The organism is Microcoleus sp. BR0-C5, assembly GCF_036705045.1.
Lineage (GTDB): Bacteria > Cyanobacteriota > Cyanobacteriia > Cyanobacteriales > Microcoleaceae > Microcoleus.
In genome coordinates, this window is sequence record NZ_JAUBTR010000071.1 from 13,487 (window position 1) to 33,346 (window position 19,860).

A 19,860-nucleotide genomic window follows, 5' to 3' on the forward strand; every position below is an offset into this window, starting at 1 on the left:
CAAGGTTTTGTAGGGGCGGTGCCCCTGTGCCCGCCCAGCCCATAAACGAGTCGGGCTTTCAGATATCAGGGCAGCCACGGGGGGCAGCCCCTACAAGAGAATGAAACAGCCCTCCAGGGCCAGGGGGATCAGGAAGAATGTGCAATCAGACAGCAGACTGATACTAAATTTGAGCTTAATTTGACACACTACTGGCGCTTTGAACCCAACCCAGCAAGAACAGGGGGAAGGTATTGTTTCTAGGTATTTAGTTTTCACTCGCCGCCCGTGGTGGCGCAAGTCCTGCGATGGTAGTTTGAGGTTAAGGATTTGAGATTTTGAACCTCTGTATCCGCCTCCAAAAATCGGGACGACCACAGATACCTGATCAATCTAAAATCTAAAATCTAAAATCTAAAATCGAGTAGGGCTTCCACAAATTCGTAACTAGAAAACGGACGCAAGTCTTCGATGCTTTCCCCGACTCCAATAAACCGGATTGGCAGACCAAGCTGCTGCACTACTGCTAGGGCAACACCACCTTTAGCAGAACCGTCGAGTTTTGTCAATACTACTCCGCTTAATTTTGCCGAGTCTGCGAACACTTCTGCCTGTCGCAAACCATTTTGACCCAGTGTGGCATCCAAGACCAGTAGAGATTCTACGGTAGCGCCTGGGGCTTTCTTATCTACAATGCGACGGATTTTACTTAATTCGTCCATCAGGTTTTTTTTGTTTTGCAGGCGGCCTGCGGTGTCTACGATCAGGAGTTCTGTGCCGCGGGCGCTGGCGGCGGCGATCGCATCAAACACGACAGCAGCCGGATCGGTATTTTTCCCTGGGTTGGCAATAATTTCGACTCCACTGCGGGAACCCCAAACTTTCACCTGTTCGACGGCGGCAGCGCGGAAAGTGTCGGCGGCAGCAATCAGGGTTTTGTAGCCGGATTTTTGGGCAATATGGGCCAGTTTGCCGATCGTCGTAGTTTTGCCCGCACCGTTGACTCCTACGATTAACCAGATGTTAAAAGTGTCTTTTTCCGGGGCAAATGTCAGGCTGTAGGCGGGATTACCGGCGGCGGTTTCGGCACAGGGAGCGTCCAGAATGTCGCGCAGGATGGTTTTCAGGTAGGCTAGAGCCTGTTCTGGCGGCAGCACTTCTTGTTTGAGTCTTTCTTGGAGGCGACTGATAATGATGTCGGTGGCTGCGACTCCGACATCGGCTTGCAGGAGCAAAGTCTCAATTTCGGCTACTGCGTCTTGATTGAGTGGCCCTTGACCAACGATCGCCTTTAGTCGATTAATTAAACTGCGGCGAGTTCTTTCTAAGCCTTTCCGCAGTTTTTGCAGCCAAGTGATTTCTTCAACGGATACTTGGTCTGGGCGACGACCTTGACTGGCTAAGATTTCTGAGGACCACAGGAAGCCTTCGTCAAAGGCGAAACCGGGAATTTCTTCGATAATTGCGGCTCTCTCGGCGGCGGCTGCAATTACGTCTGGTTCTTCAATGGCGGTTTCTTTGAGGCGTTCGATGCGCTCCATGCGATCGGCCTGAGCTCTGGCCCAAAACGGCAGGGCTTCCTCTGTTTGGCCGTCGGATGCGAGTGATTCGGTTTCTACAACCTCAGTTGCAGGTTCGGCAATTTCTATATTTTCTGCTGTAACTTCTAATTGTTGAGCAATAGGTGCAATGTCGATCGCCCCGGCTGTTGGTTGCAGAGTTTCTGCAATTTCTGCAGGCTCTGCTGCATCGAGTTCTATCGCCTCGGTTGCTTCAACTGTTGCTGGTGCTGCAACTTCTGGAACTTCTGCAACAGTTGGTGCTGTGGGTGCTGGTTCAAGTTCGATCGGCTCGATTGCTTCAATAGTCGCCGGTTCTGCAACTTCTACAACTGTCGCGATTTCTGCTTCGGCTACTGGAACATCGGGCGCGGCTATCTCGGAAACTTCTGTTTCGGGTTTTTGCTGTTTTTGAATATTTTTGTAAGCAGCTTTTGCCCAATTGAGATAATCTTCGGCTACAGCGGGAGAGTCTTGCTCTGCTGCATCTGTTTGAGGCTCAATCGGTGCGGATTTTGCAGACTCATCTGGCGGCTGTTCGGGGGTTGCCTCTGTTTCAGAAGATTTATTTTCGCTGTACTGGCGACGAAACCAATTAAATACCATAGTTGATGGGGAATAGAGAATAGTTATTAGTCATTAGTCCTCAGTCCCTAGTGTAGAGCCGATTGCGGATTGCCAATCACTAATGACCAATGACTGCTGACTAAGGACTACTGACTAAGGACTACTGACTCACAACTTCTGCATTGATTTTATCGACTACTCGGCGGAGGACTCCGTTGATGAAGCGATGTCCATCGTCACCGCTGTAGCGTTTTGCCAGTTGGACTGCTTCGTTGACGCTGACTTGTTCGGGTAAGCCGAGATATAGCATTTCGGCGATCGCGATTCTCATGATATCTCGATCAATCCGGGGCAACCGTTCTATTTGCCAGTCTACAAGAGCTTCCGAGAGCAATTCATCAATTTGAACACGGTTGGCGCTGACTTTCGTCAGGATTTGCAAAGCATAGGTGCGGACATCTTGCTGGTTGGCTAGCTGGATCAGTTCTGGAAACTCCATTGCTGAACCGAGACGGTTGATGGCGGTTTGGGTTAGTTCCACTGCTTCCCGCACCATTGTTCTAGCACTTTGTATATCGGCGGCACGGATTTCGCTGGCAAGCAGTTTGTCGCTACTCCGCTGCACTTCGGATGCTGCTGCTTCTAGGGATTCTTGAACTTCTGTTGTCAGGGTGCGGATGGCGGCGAGGAGAACATCTTGCAGTTTCTTGGCTTCTAAGAGTTCTGGATTCGTCGGCAGTTGGCTGATGCCGAGGAGTGCGAGTTCGCGTGCTGTTTCGCGGGCTTTTTTCATAATTTTTAGATAGGAATTGGGAATTTAGGAAGTTTTTCGATCGCGCGCGGACTTGAACTTTAGCAGAAAACTCGACTAAAAGCGTTACAAAACCAGCAGTCTGACTCGCCAGTGGCGGGTAGTTTACAGATACTTCGCTGTCAAACCCAAGATTTATGCTCGAAACCGGGTTTCTGAGTATAGGCTTTCTCGGTTTGGGCTGGTTTTGTCGAAATATTATCTGCTATGGGGAAAGTTTACACGGCCTTAGCAGAAAGAATTGGTTTAAAGCCCAAAGCCTGATCGGGAGAAATTAAAAGAAGACTATTCATTACTCCAATCCTCTTCCTTCCAGGTAGAGGTCGCCCTCTTGCTGTCAACTGTCAACTGTCAACTGAAGGGTCACTAAAGATGTCTTGGTTCAATCTTCTTCGACTGGGACAGCCTGGTATCTTGATTCGGATACCAAGGGTTCGAGTGTTTTGCCCTTGATTTTTTCGGGGGTTACTGCAATTGAGTTGTTGGGGTTGACGATGCCGCCGGAGATGATGACTTTAAAGGCATCTTCGATCGACATTGACAAATTGACTAAATCTGCTTCCGGCACTATAGCGTACCATCCGGTAGTGGGGTTCGGAGTGGTGGGGATGAAAATGCCGATGGGGGTTTCACCGGAAAGGTGAGGTGGGATATCGTTACTCTCGATCGTACCGGTCACAAAAGCTAAAGTCCAGATTCCCCGGCGGGGATATTCCACTAACACCACGCGGCGAAATTTGTCGTTTGATTTGAGGATGGTTCCCAGCAGTTGTTTGAGGGTTTTGTAAACCGAACCGGCTAGGGGAATTGCCTGCAACACCCGTTCGCCAAAGTCTAGCAGCCACTTACCGAAAATGTTGCGGGCCATTAAGCCGATGACTAAAATGCTCAGCAGGGGTACAGCCAGCCCTACTAAAAGATTTAACAGATTCACCAAAATCGGGTGGAGTCCGTCAAAAGGGTTGATCTGCTTGGGAATTTTGGTGAGAAAATTGATCACCCAACTGGCGACGGTAATTGTCAGCCAGATGGTGGTAGCTAAGGGTATCACTACCAATAGTCCTGCGATCAGGTCGTTTTTTAAGTCTTGTTTGATGCGTTGGAGCACGGCGGGTCAAATCTCCTCGTAACTGGTTCCCAATAACCTGAATAAAGCTGAGACTAAAGCAACTGCACGGGCTTTACTGGATGTCACCATAGACGATCGTCTTCAATTCTGCTCAACCCTACCCTTTCTGAGGGGGAAGAGTTAGGGATCGCCGGTGCTGTACCTTTATTTTAAAGAATTATTGCAAGTTGGCGCTTGATTTTAATATATGCGGGCTGTGCAGCAGCTTACCGTATTGTATATTTTAAGACATTTTGGGTCGGTTCAATCAATAAGCCGATCGGTCAATCGATTTTAGATTTTAGATTTTAGATTTTAGATTTTAGAGGCGACCCCACGGATAAATGCTCTTTCTTGAGGATTTTAGATTTTCGATTTGGGATTGATTCCACGGATAAATCACGTGGTGGGTATCCTCAAGAAATTCGTGGTCAGAGACAGCCTGGGAGTCGAAGTGTAGCGAGTCCCGATCGAATTTTCTGTGATTTGTATCGGAAATTAATTGGTCGATCGAGCTTTCTCAGATTTTCGGCGGGGTGGCACTTCGTTTTACTTATATCTTGCACCCTTTTCCATAAGCTTTTTATGGACGGGCTCTCCTGCTCATCCCACAATCAAATTCACTCTTTGTGGAACAGGCATCTTGCCTGTTCTTGAAAATAGTGCAACATATGAGTTTTACCGACTTCAGGGGAATCTCTGCAGGTTGAGTGCAGTGTGTTTGCAAAAATCTATCTTTAGATAGATTAAGTGTAACCAGTTCCTACTAAAGTAACATTGCTTTTTGTGGGGCGACTGTGATAAACAAGCCAACAGTTGCCTACCATGCAACACTTGCATGGTAGGCAAATCCGGCAAAAAATAAAGCAGACAGACCAGCAACGTTGACTTTTTTTGACAGGATCGATCAATATTCAGGAAATAAGGGCAGAATTCAAGCGAATTCGAGATTGAGAGGAGCGGCAAAGTAATATAGAATTAACTCGGGCATCACTACAAAAAAAAATAATCTGCCAAACGAGGTAGCAGTAGTTCGTAGCAAGCGAGATAAATTACTACATAGCTAGTTGTTTCTAGCCAGAAGCGCGAAACTATTTGTTCAACAGGGTATAGCTAAACTGCTGCATAGGAGCAAGACTCCAGCGGTGCTGATTCCTTGGAAACCGACGAAAGTTAAGGAAAAACAAGCGTACTAGCCAATCAAGTCAGAGCGGGGATTCACCCCGCCGCAAGAAGCAAGAGACTTGATTAGAAGTTAGGATTGAGATATGAATGCTCAACTCATGAAACCAATTAAATTTTACATTTTTTATGCCATTCAAAACCCCAGACTTTTTTTGGCTTCACTTAAAGCCGCAGCCCGATCAAATTTTGTATAAACCGGTAATTAATATTTAAGTAAAAGGAATTTTTGTGAAAACGCTCAATATCCTCTTAGTAGAAGACAGTCCCCTAGATGCCGAACTGATTGAGGCATATCTAATGGATGGCGGACTCCAATTTTCTCTGGTGTGTGTGGAAACTAGAGAAGACTTTGCCACGGCGCTGGAAAAAAAATGTTTTGACATTATTTTGGCAGATTATATGCTGCCTTGTTTTAACGGGATAGCTGCATTGGAAATCGCCCACATTAATTGTCCGGGAGTTCCGTTTATTTTTGTTTCGGCTACTTTGGGCGAGGAAGTGGCGATCGAAACTTTGAAAAGTGGCGCTACTGATTATGTTCTCAAACGCCGTTTGATACGCTTGGTGCCGTCGATTCAGCGGGCCCTGCGGGAAGTTCAAGAACGGAACGATCGCAAGCAAGCCGAAGCACAGCAGCAGGAAAGCGAAGCTCGATTTCGGATCATGGCCGATACCGCGCCAGTGATGATTTGGATGTCGGACACTGACCAACTTGGCGATTACTTTAACAAAGTTTGGCTGGAGTTTACCGGTAGAACTTTGGCGCAAGAAATGGGTACGGGTTGGATGGAAAACTTGCACCCAGATGACTTGCCAGAATGTCTAGATATTTACCAAAAAGCCTTCGACGCTGGCAGTGAGTATCGGCTCGAATGCCGCCTGAGACGCTATGACGGGGAATACCGCTGGGTTTTGGGTACAGGCGTACCCCGGTACAGACCCGATCGCACTTTTGCAGGTTACATCGGTTCTTACATCGATATTAGCGATCGAAAACAGGCAGAACAAGAACGCGCTGCCGCTTTGTCCCGCGAACAAGCAGCCCGCAAGCAAGCAGAAGAAACAGCTAAAGCGCTGCAATTGGCAAACTATCGAATTACTAACATTCTCGAAAGCATTACCGATGCTTTTATCGCAGTAGATTTAAATTGGAACTATACCTATGTCAACCTAAAAGCTCTTGAGCTTTTAGGCAAGTCACAAGCTGAACTGATCGGTAAAAAGGTTTGGGAGATATTTCCCTGGGCGGTCGATTTACAGTGTTACAAAATGGCTACCCAAGCATTAGCAGAAAAGGTAACAATCGAGTATGAAGAATTTGTGCCGTTATGGAATAAGTGGTTGAAGGTGCGTTTTTATCCTTCCGATTCTGGTTTGTCGGCTTACATCCAAGACGTTACCGCTCGCAAGCAAGCAGAAGCTGCACTCCAAGCTAGCGAAGAAAAGCTGAGAATGTTAGCCGAAGCTAACTTGATAGGAATTATCTTTGGGGATGTGAACGGCGGTATCGTTGAGGCAAACGATGAATTTTTGCGGATAGTTGGCTACACGCGGGAACAGTTGCAGCGCGGGGAATTAAACTGGATTGAGATCACGCCGCCGGAGTACCAGTCTCTCGACAAGAAGGGGATGGCAGAGGCACAAGCAACGGGGGCTTGCACTCCCTACGAAAAGGAATTCTGGAGGAGAGACGGCAGCCGGATTCCGGTGTTGATTGGATATGTTTTGCTGGCGCAAAAGCGGCAAGAATCTGTGGCTTTTATTCTCGATTTGACGGTTGGGAAGCAGTTGGAAAGAGAACTGCACGATCGAGCCCAGGAATTGGCGCGGGCGAACCGGATTAAAGACGAGTTTCTAGGAACTTTGTCCCACGAATTGCGGACGCCGCTGAATGCGATGCTGGGATGGGCACAACTGCTGCGAAACCGCAAGTTTGACGAAAAAACGACTGTTCGGGCTCTGGAAACGATCGACCGCAATACACGATCGCTGGCAACTCTGATCGAGGATTTGCTGGACGTGTCGCAGATTATTACGGGGAAACTGTCGCTGAATTTGCGGTGGGTGGATGTGATTTCGACTGTTGAGGCTGCGATCGAGACTCTCGCGCCCGCGATTGCTGCCAAAAATATTGAAATTGTGACGGATTTCGACCCAACTACCGGGCGGATTTTTGCCGATTCCGGTCGCTTGCAGCAGGTGGCGTGGAATTTGCTGTCGAATGCGATTAAGTTTACTCCCGATGGCGGACAGGTGAAGGTGGAGGTGCGAAAGAAGGAGAGGACTTTTGCCCGCGAGGAATCCGCTTGCTGTAAAAAATTGTCGCCCGCTAGTGTGGAAATTGAGGTTAGCGATACGGGACAAGGGATTTCAGAAGAGTTTTTACCCCACGTTTTCGATCGGTTCAGCCAAGCTGACAGCTCTACAAGGCGATCGTACAACGGATTGGGTTTGGGTTTGGCCCTAGTGCGGCATTTTGTGGAAATGCACGGGGGGACGGTGCAAGCCGAATCTGCCGGGAAGGGAAAAGGATCGAGGTTTTTAGTGAAATTGCCAATTCAACAGCTTCATTGCGACGGCGGATTGTCTGTTGCTGGACTCGGTGAGTGGGCGATTCCTCAAAGCAAGGAGCGAGCCCCTGTAAAGGAGTCTTTTGTCAGCAGCAATCTTTCGGGAGTGCGGGTTTTGGTGGTCGATCTCGACGCGGATTCCCTGGATTTTGCCTGTACAGTGCTCGAAGATTGCGGAGCTCAGGTGGAGACTGCTAGCTCTGGAATGGCTGCCCTGGAGGCGATTGAAAGGCTGAATCCGAATGTGTTGGCGATCGATATCGAGATGCAGGCCCCTGATGGAGAGGCTTTGCTGCGGCAAGTGCGATCGCGGATGGTGGACAGGGAAATTCCGGCGTTGGCTTTCACGGCGGTTGGTAGGGTAGAGGAACGGATACGGGCACTGCAGCAAGGTTTTCAAATTTACGTGCCCAAGCCGATCGAGCCTGCTGAGTTGGTGGCGGTGGTGGCAAGTTTGGCGGCGCGCTCAAAGATTTTAGAGGTTAGATTTTAGATTGACTCCGCGATGACGGATGTCGTAACTACAGCAATCCTTGCAGGGGTCGTAAATTTTTTACCCCACCCCAACCCTCCCCTTATCAAGGGGAGGGAGTAAGAAATTCACAAATGATGCGAGGATGGCTATACACATCAATTTTCTTGCATTCGAGCGCTCGGATAGTAATTCTTAGGACTAAGGCTAACTGGCACTACATACTTAAAATTTAAGCTTTATTTGCGAGACTTGCCCTTAGTCCTAATCCTGCCGAAAAACTTTTTTTAGTATTATTTAGACTTAGAGCTAATTTGTCAAGCCCCAAAAGTTATAAATTTAATTTGGATCACAGTGTGTAGTTTTTGATACTGATAGCAGTTTCTCAAAGGAATGCAACTGTAGACCAGTTCCAAACCCCGATCATCATCACTATTAGGATTTCTAAAATCTAAAATCTAAAATCTAAAATTGTATGAGGTTCAAGGACGATCGCCCTTAACAGTCTCTCCTCAAATATCAAGTTCAGCAATTAGCTACTTCATTAAGCATGACTCTTAATTACACTTAATCTAATTTGTCATGCCCCAAAAGTTATAGATTTAATTTAAGTCAAAGTTTTTAGCTTTTGATCACAGGTGCAGGGACGATCGCCCCTCACACTATCTCCTCAAATATCAAGTTCAGCAACGAGATGCTTCATTAGAAAAATATTCGGCCGACATAAATGCTTCTAACACTCCTCTATTGCCCGCCGTGCAAGGATTTTTGGGTTTTTGGATGTGGACTGGTCGCCCGCTTCCCACTATCGACGGCTAGATACCAATTGCACCCGGCCGGCATCCATTTCATCCATTAATAACTCTAAAGCCTCATAATCAATATCCGAGATGTACCCCAAACGGGTGAGCTCGTAGTTGATTTCGTTTTCAATATCAGGCGTCAACTGCTTAATGTAGAGGGCTTTTTCTACAAGTTGACGAATAGCATGAGTTGCTTGCATAGTAAGTCGGAGAACTCCGTACTGTTTAATTTTCCTCTAAAGTGTCGAGCAAACAGGTGATCTAGATCAGAACTAACAAGTGATTTAAATTACATTGTTCAGTTTTATCTAACAGCTACGGCAAAGTCAATCGCAATTTTTATAGTTACCAAGACTAAACCTGCAGGCCTAAATAAAAAATAGTATAGTAGCTTACGTTTCCTCCCCAAATCTTACGCAAAATTTTATAAAAAAGAGTCAATAAATAAAGATTCAGTAAAATTACTGAAAACAACTGGTCAGTTTACCTCAGATCAAGTTAGGCTCAGAGTAATCAAATAGGTTTAGGCTTACATCCGTCCAGCGCAGTAGTTGAAAATACGTAGCAATCATAGGTTTGACATATGCAGACACTTCTTGCCCATAAACCAATTACGGTGATTCGACCCCTAGACTACCTGAATGCAGCCACCTGCGGAGAATTCGGACGGCAACTAACGACAGCAATTGCAGCCCCCGGGGTTGTAGCGGTACTCGTAGATTTGGCCGAAGTAAAATTTATTGACAGTGCAGGTTTGATGGCATTGGTTTCGGGCCTGAAGCAGGCGAAAAAAATGGGGCGTCGATTTACTCTTTGCTCGGTATCCCCCGGAATTAAGATGATTCTGGAACTCAGCCAACTTGATCGAGTGTTTGAGATATTTGAAAATGTCGATAGCTTTGATGCCCAAAACTCCTGCGTAAAACAACACTGATAAAGCCTCCTCATCGACGAGAACAGGCAACAAAACACAGCAAATTTGGTTAAATGGCCGAAAAGATAGACGACTGTCGTTGGCGTGTTGGCAGATTTTAAGGTAGGCTGCTTAAGAGTCGCAACTATTTAGCGAGTCGAGCCGTGGCAGTAAAAGTCGAAGAATTACTTACAGCAGACATTAATCAGCCTGCTCGTTATCTGGGAAACGAATTGGGGGCTGTGCACAAGCCTTGGGACGGGGCTTCTGTGCGCTGGGTGCTCACTTACCCAGAAGTGTATGAAGTTGGTGCTTCCAATCTGGGGCATATCATCCTTTACAACATTTTGAACGCTTTGCCGAGACAGTTGTGCGATCGGGCTTATTTGCCCGCCGCCGACTTGGCAGTAAAACTGCGATCGACCAAAACTCCGCTGTTTGCCGTAGAATCGAGGCGATCGCTCACAGAATTTGATATTCTGGGCTTCAGCCTCAGCTACGAACTCGGAGCAACAAATATTCTGGAAATGCTGGATTTAGCTGGCATTCCCCTAACTTGGCAAGAAAGAGCAACAAATCCTCAAAACGGTCAAATACCGCTGATTTTTGCTGGCGGGCAAACGGCAACTTCCAACCCCGAACCCTACGCAGACTTTTTTGACTTCATCGCTTTGGGTGATGGAGAAGAGTTGCTGCCAGAAATTGGCTTGATTTTGGCAGAAGGCAAAACAAATAATTTGAGCCGAGAAGCATTGCTGCTGGATTTAGCGCAAATTCCAGGCGTCTACGTCCCGCAATTCTACGATATGGCGGCCGACGGTTCTGTTCATCCCAACCGCCCGCAAGTTCCAGAACGAATTCTGCGCCGCGTGGCAACTCCCATACCAGCTTATTCGATCGGCCTGGTTCCCTACGTCCAGACAGTACACGACAGACTGACAGTAGAAATCCGCCGGGGATGCACCCGCGGCTGTCGCTTCTGTCAGCCGGGAATGCTGACTCGCCCCGCGCGCGATGTCGAACCGCAGCAAGTCGTAGAGGCGATGGAACAGGGGATGCAAGCCACCGGGCACAGCGAGTTTTCCCTGCTTTCCCTCAGTTGTTCCGACTATCTGGCACTTCCAGCAGTAGGGATGGAAATCAAAAATCGCCTGAAAGATAAAAATATTTCTCTGTCTCTACCTAGCCAGCGGGTTGACAGATTTGACGATAATATTGCCGACATTCTAGGCGGTACGCGACAAGGCGGTTTGACTTTTGCGCCGGAAGCTGGTACTCAGCGGATGCGCGACATCGTTAACAAAGGTTTGACCAACGAAGAATTGCTTCGGGGTGTCAAAACTGCTGTCGATCGCGGCTGGGATAAAATCAAGCTGTATTTTATGATCGGTTTGCCCGGAGAAACCGATTTTGATGTTCTCGGCATCGCCGAAACAGTCCGCTGGCTGCACCGGGAATGCAGGATCGATGGCAGGCGGGGACTGAATTTTAATTTGACAATTTCTAATTTTACGCCTAAGCCTCACACTCCTTTTCAGTGGCACTCGGTTTCTACTGCTGAGTTTTCCCGCAAGCAAAAACTCCTGAAGGGAGAATTTCGGGGGATGCGGGGCGTCAAGGTGAATTACACTGATGTGCGGATTTCGGCAATGGAGGATTTTGTCGGACGGGGCGATCGACGTTTGGCTGCTGTAGTCCGCCGCGCTTGGGAACTTGGCGCGGGTATGGATGCGTGGTGGGAAAGCTTGGATCAGGCTTACAAAGCTTGGACTCAGGCGATAGATGAGTCGGGCCTTACCTGGAAATACCGCCAAGTCGAAAGCGGCGAGTGGAATCTTTTTGACAAGGAAGAAGGAAGTTCGGCAACGGATTCTGTAACGGATGTAACGGATGGAAGTCGGATGGAAGTCGTCCGAGGGAAGTCGGAAGATTTTCCCACATCTCCCCCTCTCCCCCACTCTCCCTCCCCCACTCTCCCCCTCTCCCCCTCCCCCACTCTTCCCCTCTCTCTCGATCAGGCCCTGCCTTGGGATCATTTAGATACGGGAATCGACAAAAACTGGCTGAAAATTGACTTGCAAAAGGCTTTGGAAGCCGCGACGGTTCCAGACTGTTCCTTTGAAGGGTGTTCGCGCTGCGGGGTTTGTGGCACCGATTTCGGACACAATGTGGTTGTGGATGCGCTGCCAATTCCAGACTTTGCCGGGGAGTTCGTGCCCAATACCGAGCGGAAACAGCGTTTTCGGGTTTGGTTCGGGAAGGTGGGCGATATGGCTTTGGTTGGTCATTTGGATTTGATCCGATTGTTCGATCGAGTAGTCCGCAGAGCCGATTTGCCGATTTCGTTTACCGGCGGGTTTCATCCGAACCCTAGGATTTCTCTGGCAAATGCTCTGCCTCTGGGTGTTACCAGCACTGGGGAAATTGCCGACTTTGAGCTCACTGAGTCGATCAATATTGAGAGTTTTCGGGAAAAGTTGGCGGCTAAGCTGCCGGAAAATATTCCGATTTACAAGGTTGAGTTGATCGATCTCAAGGCTCCTTCTGCTAACCAGTTGTTAGAAGCAGCGGAGTACGTAATTACTGTGGCCTCGGCAGGCTCGTTGACAGAAAATGGCGAATTAGACCAGGAGAATTCTGCTGCTGTTTCCGTCGCGGATGAGGCCAACTGGGAAGCTTGGGTCAAGACGATCGCCGAAACCGAGGCTTTTTGGCGGGTGCATACTACTAAGTCGGGAAAGACGCAGGATGTCAATTTGCGCGATCGGCTGCACAAACTAGAACTTGTAGATCAGAAACCAGACAGCAGCACCTCTGCTAGGGGTGGTATATCCGAAGGTAGAGCCGTCTTGCGCTTTACCGGCAGTTGTCGCAGCGACGGCAACTTGCTCAAGCCAGAACATATTGTGTTCATGCTCGAACAAGTCAGCCAACAGGAAATTCAGCTTCTACAGGTTGAGCGTAGTCAGCTAATCCTGGGTTATGGTTAAGATAGGGAAGCCGTGGTGGAATATTTCACCTTCGGCTCTCGATCGGGATGTGTCGTTTCACGCTATAATCGCTTGTTATGGAAGCCGCGGCGGCTCGAGCGCTTTAGTCGCTCGCCGCTAAGAGTCAACCAGCAACGCGGGCTGGGTGCAAATTGCTTCTGTTCAAGACTTCAAGCCTTTTTGTTGTACATTCACGGGCTAAATCTAGCGCCAAACCTGCGGGAGCGGGGTCTGAACCAAATTTAGCGATTAATTTCGATCGATCGACTGGTTGTCGGTGGTCGGCTTATTCAAAAATCTCACGGTTCAAACCGCAGAGCGGGTATTCAACAATAGATGTTTTTGGCGGGTCAAAAAACGGAGATAAGCCCCCGACTTAAGTCGTGGATAACCAAACATTTTAGATTTTAGATTAAAGTTCCAGCTCCCAGATTCATCTGTGGAGTAAATCTAAAATCTAAAATCTAAAATCTAAAATCTAAAATCGACTGACCCGTCAAAAAACGGAGATAAGCCCCCGACTTAAGTCGTGAAGAACCAAAAATTTTAGATTTTAGACTTTAGTTCAATCTCCCAAATTCATCTGTGGAGTAAATCTAAAACCTAAAATCTAAAATTTAAAATCTAAAATCGACTGACCCGTCAACAAACGGAAATAAGCCCCCGACTTAATTCGTGGAGAACCAAAAATTTTAGATTTTAGACTCTAGTTCAATGTCCCAGATTCATCTGTGGAGTAAATCTAAAATCTAAAATCTAAAATCTAAAATCGACTGACGAGGTTTTAGGGTTGGCAGGGGCGGAGGTTGCAGTCGAATGCCAAGCTGGGTTATGTTGAGTGCGATCACGCAAGAATTCAACAAAAGTCTAGGCGCTTTCACTCCTACCTACTTTCGCTCAAAACCAGCCCTCTACCACCACGCAAGCGGAGTTATCAGTTCGTAGTGTTAAGTTGTGTGTTAAGAAATTGGTACGGTGTCAATGAATTTATTCGCGCTCGTTCAAAGGAAGAGTTGTAAGTGTTGAATTTTGAGTATTGATTTCGCAATGGTCAACTCAAAACTCAATCTTGCTAACTCGATAAAAGCCTCCTTATTTCTATCTCTCAGATTTATCTGCTGAGCATAACTCATAACTCTGTACGGGCGGGTTTAACTACTTTATCTGTAACAGTTAACAGTGAACAGTCAATAGTTAACAGTTAACAGTGAACGGTCAACAGTTAACTTTCCTTCCACCCTGCACCAACTCACAGCTAATAACTCTTCAAGCTACTACTAATTACAGTCTAAGTCAGAGGCACTATGAGTGCGTAAGTGTCTCTAACTTGCTGCCAGTTTTTTGAGGAAATTGAATGACAAAGCAGATAGTTATAGCAGAGCAGCATCGCATTGCTGCCGTCTTTTCAGAAGATCAAATCCAAGAACTTGTGGTAGCCACAGGCAGCCACCAAGTCAGTGACATTTACTTGGGAATTGTTGAAAATGTACTCCCTGGGATAGATGCGGCCTTCGTCAATATTGGCGATCCAGAACGTAACGGGTTTATGCACGTCACAGACCTCGGCCCGCTGCGCCTTAAACGCTCGGCAGGAGCAATTACAGAACTCCTGACCCCCCAGCAGAAAGTGGTGGTACAGGTGATGAAAGAACCGACGGGCAGCAAAGGCCCCCGGCTAACAGGCAACATTACCCTGCCGGGCCGCTATTTGGTACTGATGCCCTACGGCAGAGGAGTCAATCTCTCGCGGCGGATTAAGTCGGAAGCCGAGCGCAACCGCCTCAGAGCCCTGGCTATTTTGGTGAAACCGGCCGGGATGGGGCTGCTGGTACGCACTGAAGCTGAAGGGATGACTGAAGAAGCCATCATGGAAGATTTGGAAGTCCTCCAAAAACAGTGGGAAGCCGTTCAACTCGAAGGCGGTACTTCGCGGGCGCCGGCACTGCTCAACCGGGATGACGATTTTATCCAGCGGGTGCTGCGAGATATGTTCAGCGGTGACGTGAATCGGATTGTGGTGGACTCGCAAAATGGAATTAAGCGGGTGAAGCAGCAGTTGATGAGCTGGAACGGCGGTAAACTTCCTGCGGGAGTTTTGATCGACCACCACCGAGAGCGCGCCTCGATTTTAGAATTTTTCCGGGTTAACGCTGCGATTCGAGAAGCCCTCAGACCAAGGGTGGATTTGCCTTCGGGCGGTTATGTAATTATCGAGCCGACTGAGGCGCTGACGGTGATTGATGTCAACTCTGGCTCGTTTACTCGATCGGCGACGGCTCGCGAAACGGTACTCTGGACAAATTGCGAAGCAGCAACGGAAATTGCTAGACAACTGCGGTTACGCAATATTGCCGGGGTGATTATTGTTGACTTTATTGACATGGAATCCCGCCGCGATCAGTTGCAGGTGCTGGAACATTTCAATAAAGCTCTCAAAGCTGACAAAGCTCGGCCGCAAATCGCTCAACTGTCGGAATTGGGACTGGTAGAACTGACTCGCAAGCGTCAAGGTCAAAATATTTACGAGTTGTTCGGCCACAGTTGCCCTACTTGCAGCGGGTTGGGTCATCTGGTGCGCTTGCCTGGGGAAGAAGACTTCGCCGCAGCGGTGCGGGAATCGGCCGATCGCACTGTTGCTACGTCGAACCGCGTTTTGTTGAATTTGCCAGAAGGATTGGAACGCCGCAGCTTGACGCCTGTGGCCGCTGCAACTCCTGCCCCAGTGCGGGAAGAACGCCCCCCCGAACCTGCTCGGGCTGCTTGGGAACCTCAAAGCGAAAGTTTGGATTTTGAGACCGGCAGCAACGCATCGCCTTTGGACTTGCTCAACCATCCCAGCTATCAGGATTTGGGGAACGGAACTAGACGCCGCCGCCGCCGCCGGATTGGCGAAGAGCCTTTTGCTCTCCCGGCGGAGGAGGAACCGGTACGCAGCAAGTTGCGGCTGCCGAATACTTCGAGCGCGCCCGTCGCGGATACGCGCTCTGAATATCTGGCACCCCCCGGCATCCGGGCGGCTTCGGAGGGCTTCGGGCTGGTGAATATGGCGACTGTTGGCAGGCGCGAGGATTTCGATCGCGTGCGTCCGGCTAAGTCTGAGTTGATGAAGCCGATGGTGGAGCCTCCAGAGGTGATTTCGGTGGAAATGACGGCGGAGGAGCAGGATGTTTATGCTCTGATGGGGGTTTCTCCTTTGGTGCTTACTGATCGCAGCGTGAAAAATCCTAAGAATGCGATCGTTTCGGTGACTCTTCCGGGCTCGGCGCCGAACAAGCCGCCTTTCGAGCAGCTCGAATTTGAGTTTGAAGCGACGACGCCTCCACAGAATGTTGAGGAACGGGATTATTATCCAGAAAGGTCGGTAGTTGAGCCTGTTTTTTCTGAGGATGATGATGAGGAGGATGATGATGTCCAAATTTATGGCGAGAGTTTGATCGACGAAACTGATGATTTTGATCAGATTGAGGAACCCAGCGATGTGATGGGCGAATCCCCTGAACCGATCGAATCCTATGAGCCGATCGAATCCTATGAGCCGATCGAATCCTATGAGCCGATCGAATCCTATGAGCCGATCGAATCTAATGAGCCGATCGAATCTAATGAGCCGATCGAATCCCCTGAGTCGATCGAATCAAGCGAACCCGAGGAGCCTGCTATTAACCGCCGCCGACGCCGCCGCTCATCTGCCCTTTTGGATGAATAGTTATGAAGGAAGAGGGAAGAGAGAAGAGGAAAGAAACAAGAAGGAAGAAGGAAGAAGTAGAAATTTTTACTCTCTTCCCATCTTTCCATCTTCCCCTTTCCCCCTCTCCCTCAAACGCTCTGATAATTGCGGGTGTGGATGAAGTCGGACGAGGCGCTTTGTTCGGGCCGGTGGTGGCTGCGGCCTGCATTTTGCCCGATGAAGTTCTCGATGAATTAGCAAGTTGCGGGGTGCGCGATAGCAAGCAGTTGAGTGCCGCAGCCCGGAGTCGGTTAGCTGTGAAAATCCGGGCTGTGGCTGTTGACTGTCAAATTGGTGTGGCTTCGGTGCGGGAGATCGATCGCCTCAATATTTTGCAGGCTTCTTTGTTGGCGATGAAACGGGCGATTTTGAAGTTGAAGGTGACGCCGGATTTGTGTTTGGTTGATGGGAATCAAAGGATTCCCAATTTGGCGATCGAGCAAGAGACGATGATTAAGGGTGATGCGCGATCGATTCAGATTGCGGCTGCTAGTATTGTGGCGAAGGTTTGGCGCGATGAATTAATAGTACGTTTGGCTGTTAAGTATCCTGAATATGACTTGACAAATAACAAGGGATATGGAACAGCTAAACATAAATTGGCTTTGGAACGCTGCGGTGTATCTGTCTTTCACCGACAATCATTTAGCCCTTGTCAAAAATAGTTAGGGCTTGCTGAATAATGAGCTAAAAGGTTTATACAGCAAGGCTTAGGGGATAGGGCGATCGAACAGATCGTGCAACAAATACAGGTAAAATAGTACAGAACCCTTGCACAACCGTTGACTCTCGTGTATCAAAAAGTTGACCCCAGCGGCACCGCACCAGAAAGTTTTGAATTCCCTCACGGGGGAAAATTAGCTTCAGACAACCGTTGGGTGATGATGGCTCAACTAATACCGTGGTCGGAGTTTGAAGCAGAATACGCTCAAAATTTTGCCGCATCTATGGGACCGCCGGCTAAATCATTTCGGATGGCATTAGGGGCATTAATTAGGGCTTGCTGAATAATCGAGCGCATATTGCGTGGTCTAGGTTTCGAGCGCGCGATCGAGAATAAAGTCGCCGTGATAAACAGGTAGAATAGGTCAAAACCCGTGCATCACCATCTGCGATCGTGTACAAAAAAGCTGAGCTTGCTCCTGCCTCACCCTCCGACTTTGAACTTCCCTCATGTGGAAAGTTGTCAGCCCTCAACCGTTGGGTGAAAATGGCCGAACTAATCCCGTGGTCAGAATTTGAATCAGAATATGCTGAAAACTTCCCCACAGAAAAAGGGGCACCAGCCAAATCCTTTAGAATGGCATTGGGGGCATTAATTATCAAAGAAAAGCTGGGAATTAGCGACCGGGAAATAGTAGAACAAATCCGTGAAAACCCCTATCTGCAATACTTTATCGGTCAATCAAGCTATAGTAATGAGCTACCATTTGACCCATCATTATTAGTACACTTTAGACGGGCGTATTAGTCCGAACCTAATTAACAAAGTGAACGAACGCATGGTTGAAAAAATGCGCTCTCTCACCCCAGTTAAAACTGAAAAAAAAAAGGATTCGGACGCCAAAAATGAATCGCCCAATCGCGGTAAACTAATCATAGATGCAACCTGTGCCCCAGCCGATATTAGTTATCCGACCGACTTAGGACTATTAAACAGAGCCAGAGTTCATACAGAAAAAATCATAGATATCCTCTATAAACAAATTAAAGAACCACCCACGAAAAAACCAAGAACCTACCGTAATCTCGCCCGAAAAGATTACTTATTAATAGCCAAACAAAGACGACCCACCCGCAACAAAAGAAGACAGGCAATTAAAAAACAACTCCAATATATCAAAAGAAACGCTTCTCATATTGAACAGCTAATCGATTCAGGTGCGAGCCTAGAAGGTCTGAATAAAAAGCAATATAAAACCTTGCTAGTCCTGACAGAAGTCGCTCGCTTTCCAACAGTGGTTATTTGACAACTATAAACAGAGTATTGAGGATAGAATAGTAAGTTTAAGTCAACCCCATATCCGTCCCATAGTCAGAGGAAAAGCCGGAAAAAGCGTAGAGTTTGGAGCCAAACTATCAGCAAGTTGCTTTGAAGGATATGTATTTTTAGACCGGATGAGCTGGGACAACTTTAACGAATCAGGGGACTTAAAAGCACTCTTTAGAAGCAGATCATAGGTTCACAGGATATTATCCAGAATAAGGGAATGCCGTTAGCGAAGCCCTCGAAGAGGATCGCATTTACCGAAATCGGGAAAACCGAGCATGGTGCAAAGAAAAAGGAATTAGAATCAGTGGGTCTCCCCTAGGAAGACCAAGAGCAAATGTGAGTAAATCAAAAAAGAGGCAAGCGTTGGAAGATGAGAGAATTCGCAATGCGATTGAGGGAAAGTTCGGGACTTGCGGAAACGAAGATTCGGCCTAAATCGAGTGATGGCTAAACTCGATAATACATCTGGTACAGTTATTGCAATTACTTTTTTAGTAATGAACCGATGCTTCCTGGTGGCGCCGGGTTTTTTGTGTGTTTTTCTGTCTATTTGGAAACAGAGCACCTGTTTTTAGGTTGAAGATAATCCCCAATTATAATTGGGGGGACTCGATACAGAAAAAACTTATCTTTAACTGAGCTTTCAGATATCGTGAGATCCTGCTCTTGGTTGGCGATCGATTATTCAGCAAACCCTAATTATCAAGGAAAAATTAGGAACTAGCGCTCGCGCTCGCGGTAGAACAAATCAGGGAGAACCCATACCTGCAATACTTTATAGGTTTCTCATCATACAGCAATGAAATCCCATTTGACGCATCGCTTTTGGTTTATTTTAGAAAAAGAAGAAGTTTCAATCTTATCAACAAAGTGAACCAACAAATGGTGAAGAAAATCAGAGAAGCCACCACTCCCCCAGCCAAAGCAAACAAAAAAGAAGCAGAAGAGCCCGGAGAAAGGTGCAATCGAGGAAAATTACTATTAGATGCGACTTGTGCCAGCGCGGACATTACCTATCCAACCGACATAGGAATTCTCGATCGGACAAGAATGCAAACAGAAAAAATCCTAGATATCCTCTACGAGTCAATCAAAGACCGATGCCCGAAAAAACCCAGAACCTACCGCAAAAAAGCTCGTAAAGATTACCTAGCCATTGCCAAGCAGCGCCGACCGACGCAGA

9 protein-coding genes and 3 pseudogenes are annotated in these 19,860 nt (G+C 47.8%); 8 read left to right on the forward strand and 4 right to left on the reverse strand.

The window, feature by feature from the left end; all coding sequences use genetic code 11:
* Window positions 1-386 precede the first annotated feature (386 nt).
* The 3 genes from ftsY to QUB08_RS25545 all read right to left on the reverse strand — a co-directional run bounded on the left by ftsY (window position 387) and on the right by QUB08_RS25545 (window position 4,024).
* The gene (gene ftsY, locus QUB08_RS25535) at window positions 387-2,144 is read right to left on the reverse strand and encodes a signal recognition particle-docking protein FtsY (protein WP_333228253.1); all 1,758 of its coding nucleotides are present in this window, start codon (window positions 2,142-2,144) and stop codon (window positions 387-389) included.
* Window positions 2,145-2,265: 121 nt separating this feature from the next.
* Window positions 2,266-2,898: a transcription antitermination factor NusB gene (gene nusB, locus QUB08_RS25540; RefSeq protein ID WP_333228255.1), complete on the reverse strand. Its 633-nt coding sequence runs from the start codon at window positions 2,896-2,898 to the stop codon at window positions 2,266-2,268.
* 400 nt (window positions 2,899-3,298) lie between these two features.
* Entirely contained in the window at window positions 3,299-4,024 is a 726-nt protein-coding gene (locus QUB08_RS25545; RefSeq protein WP_333228257.1) for a DUF502 domain-containing protein, read from the reverse strand.
* Between the two features lie 1,413 nt (window positions 4,025-5,437).
* Between QUB08_RS25545 and QUB08_RS25550 the strand changes: the two genes are divergently transcribed.
* Window positions 5,438-8,272 (forward strand): PAS domain S-box protein, encoded by a 2,835-nt coding sequence (locus QUB08_RS25550; protein WP_333228259.1) that lies wholly within the window; start codon window positions 5,438-5,440, stop codon window positions 8,270-8,272.
* Between the two features lie 784 nt (window positions 8,273-9,056).
* On the opposite strand, the gene QUB08_RS25555 is transcribed toward QUB08_RS25550, so the two are convergent.
* Window positions 9,057-9,254, reverse strand: coding sequence for a hypothetical protein (locus QUB08_RS25555; RefSeq protein WP_015176637.1), 198 nt, complete (start codon window positions 9,252-9,254; stop codon window positions 9,057-9,059).
* A 383-nt stretch (window positions 9,255-9,637) separates the two neighbouring features.
* Here QUB08_RS25555 and QUB08_RS25560 point away from each other — a divergent pair, with 383 nt between their 5' ends.
* From QUB08_RS25560 to QUB08_RS25590, 7 genes and pseudogenes are all read left to right on the forward strand, one after another.
* Window positions 9,638-9,988, forward strand: coding sequence for an STAS domain-containing protein (locus tag QUB08_RS25560; protein ID WP_333228261.1), 351 nt, complete (start codon window positions 9,638-9,640; stop codon window positions 9,986-9,988).
* 143 nt (window positions 9,989-10,131) lie between these two features.
* Window positions 10,132-12,957 (forward strand): TIGR03960 family B12-binding radical SAM protein, encoded by a 2,826-nt coding sequence (locus QUB08_RS25565; protein ID WP_333228263.1) that lies wholly within the window; start codon window positions 10,132-10,134, stop codon window positions 12,955-12,957.
* A gap of 1,354 nt (window positions 12,958-14,311) precedes the next feature.
* The gene (locus QUB08_RS25570) at window positions 14,312-16,663 is read left to right on the forward strand and encodes an Rne/Rng family ribonuclease (RefSeq protein WP_333228265.1); all 2,352 of its coding nucleotides are present in this window, start codon (window positions 14,312-14,314) and stop codon (window positions 16,661-16,663) included.
* A 2-nt stretch (window positions 16,664-16,665) separates the two neighbouring features.
* On the forward strand, window positions 16,666-17,349 hold the full coding sequence (locus QUB08_RS25575; RefSeq protein ID WP_333150846.1) for a ribonuclease HII: 684 nt from the start codon (window positions 16,666-16,668) through the stop codon (window positions 17,347-17,349).
* 126 nt (window positions 17,350-17,475) lie between these two features.
* A pseudogene (locus QUB08_RS25580) lies at window positions 17,476-17,679 on the forward strand (IS5/IS1182 family transposase); the annotation flags it as partial.
* Window positions 17,680-17,801: 122 nt separating this feature from the next.
* A pseudogene (locus QUB08_RS25585) lies at window positions 17,802-19,316 on the forward strand (IS5 family transposase).
* A gap of 50 nt (window positions 19,317-19,366) precedes the next feature.
* Window positions 19,367-19,860: pseudogene (locus QUB08_RS25590) on the forward strand (transposase); the annotation flags it as partial.

Coding starts and splice junctions, on each gene's coding strand:
- QUB08_RS25560 (WP_333228261.1), top strand. CDS start 9,638: ATGCAGACACTTCTTGCCCATAAACCAATTACGGTGATTCGACCCCTA.
- nusB (WP_333228255.1), bottom strand. CDS start 2,898: ATGAAAAAAGCCCGCGAAACAGCACGCGAACTCGCACTCCTCGGCATC.
- QUB08_RS25555 (WP_015176637.1), bottom strand. CDS start 9,254: ATGCAAGCAACTCATGCTATTCGTCAACTTGTAGAAAAAGCCCTCTAC.
- QUB08_RS25575 (WP_333150846.1), top strand. CDS start 16,666: ATGAAGGAAGAGGGAAGAGAGAAGAGGAAAGAAACAAGAAGGAAGAAG.
- QUB08_RS25570 (WP_333228265.1), top strand. CDS start 14,312: ATGACAAAGCAGATAGTTATAGCAGAGCAGCATCGCATTGCTGCCGTC.
- ftsY (WP_333228253.1), bottom strand. CDS start 2,144: ATGGTATTTAATTGGTTTCGTCGCCAGTACAGCGAAAATAAATCTTCT.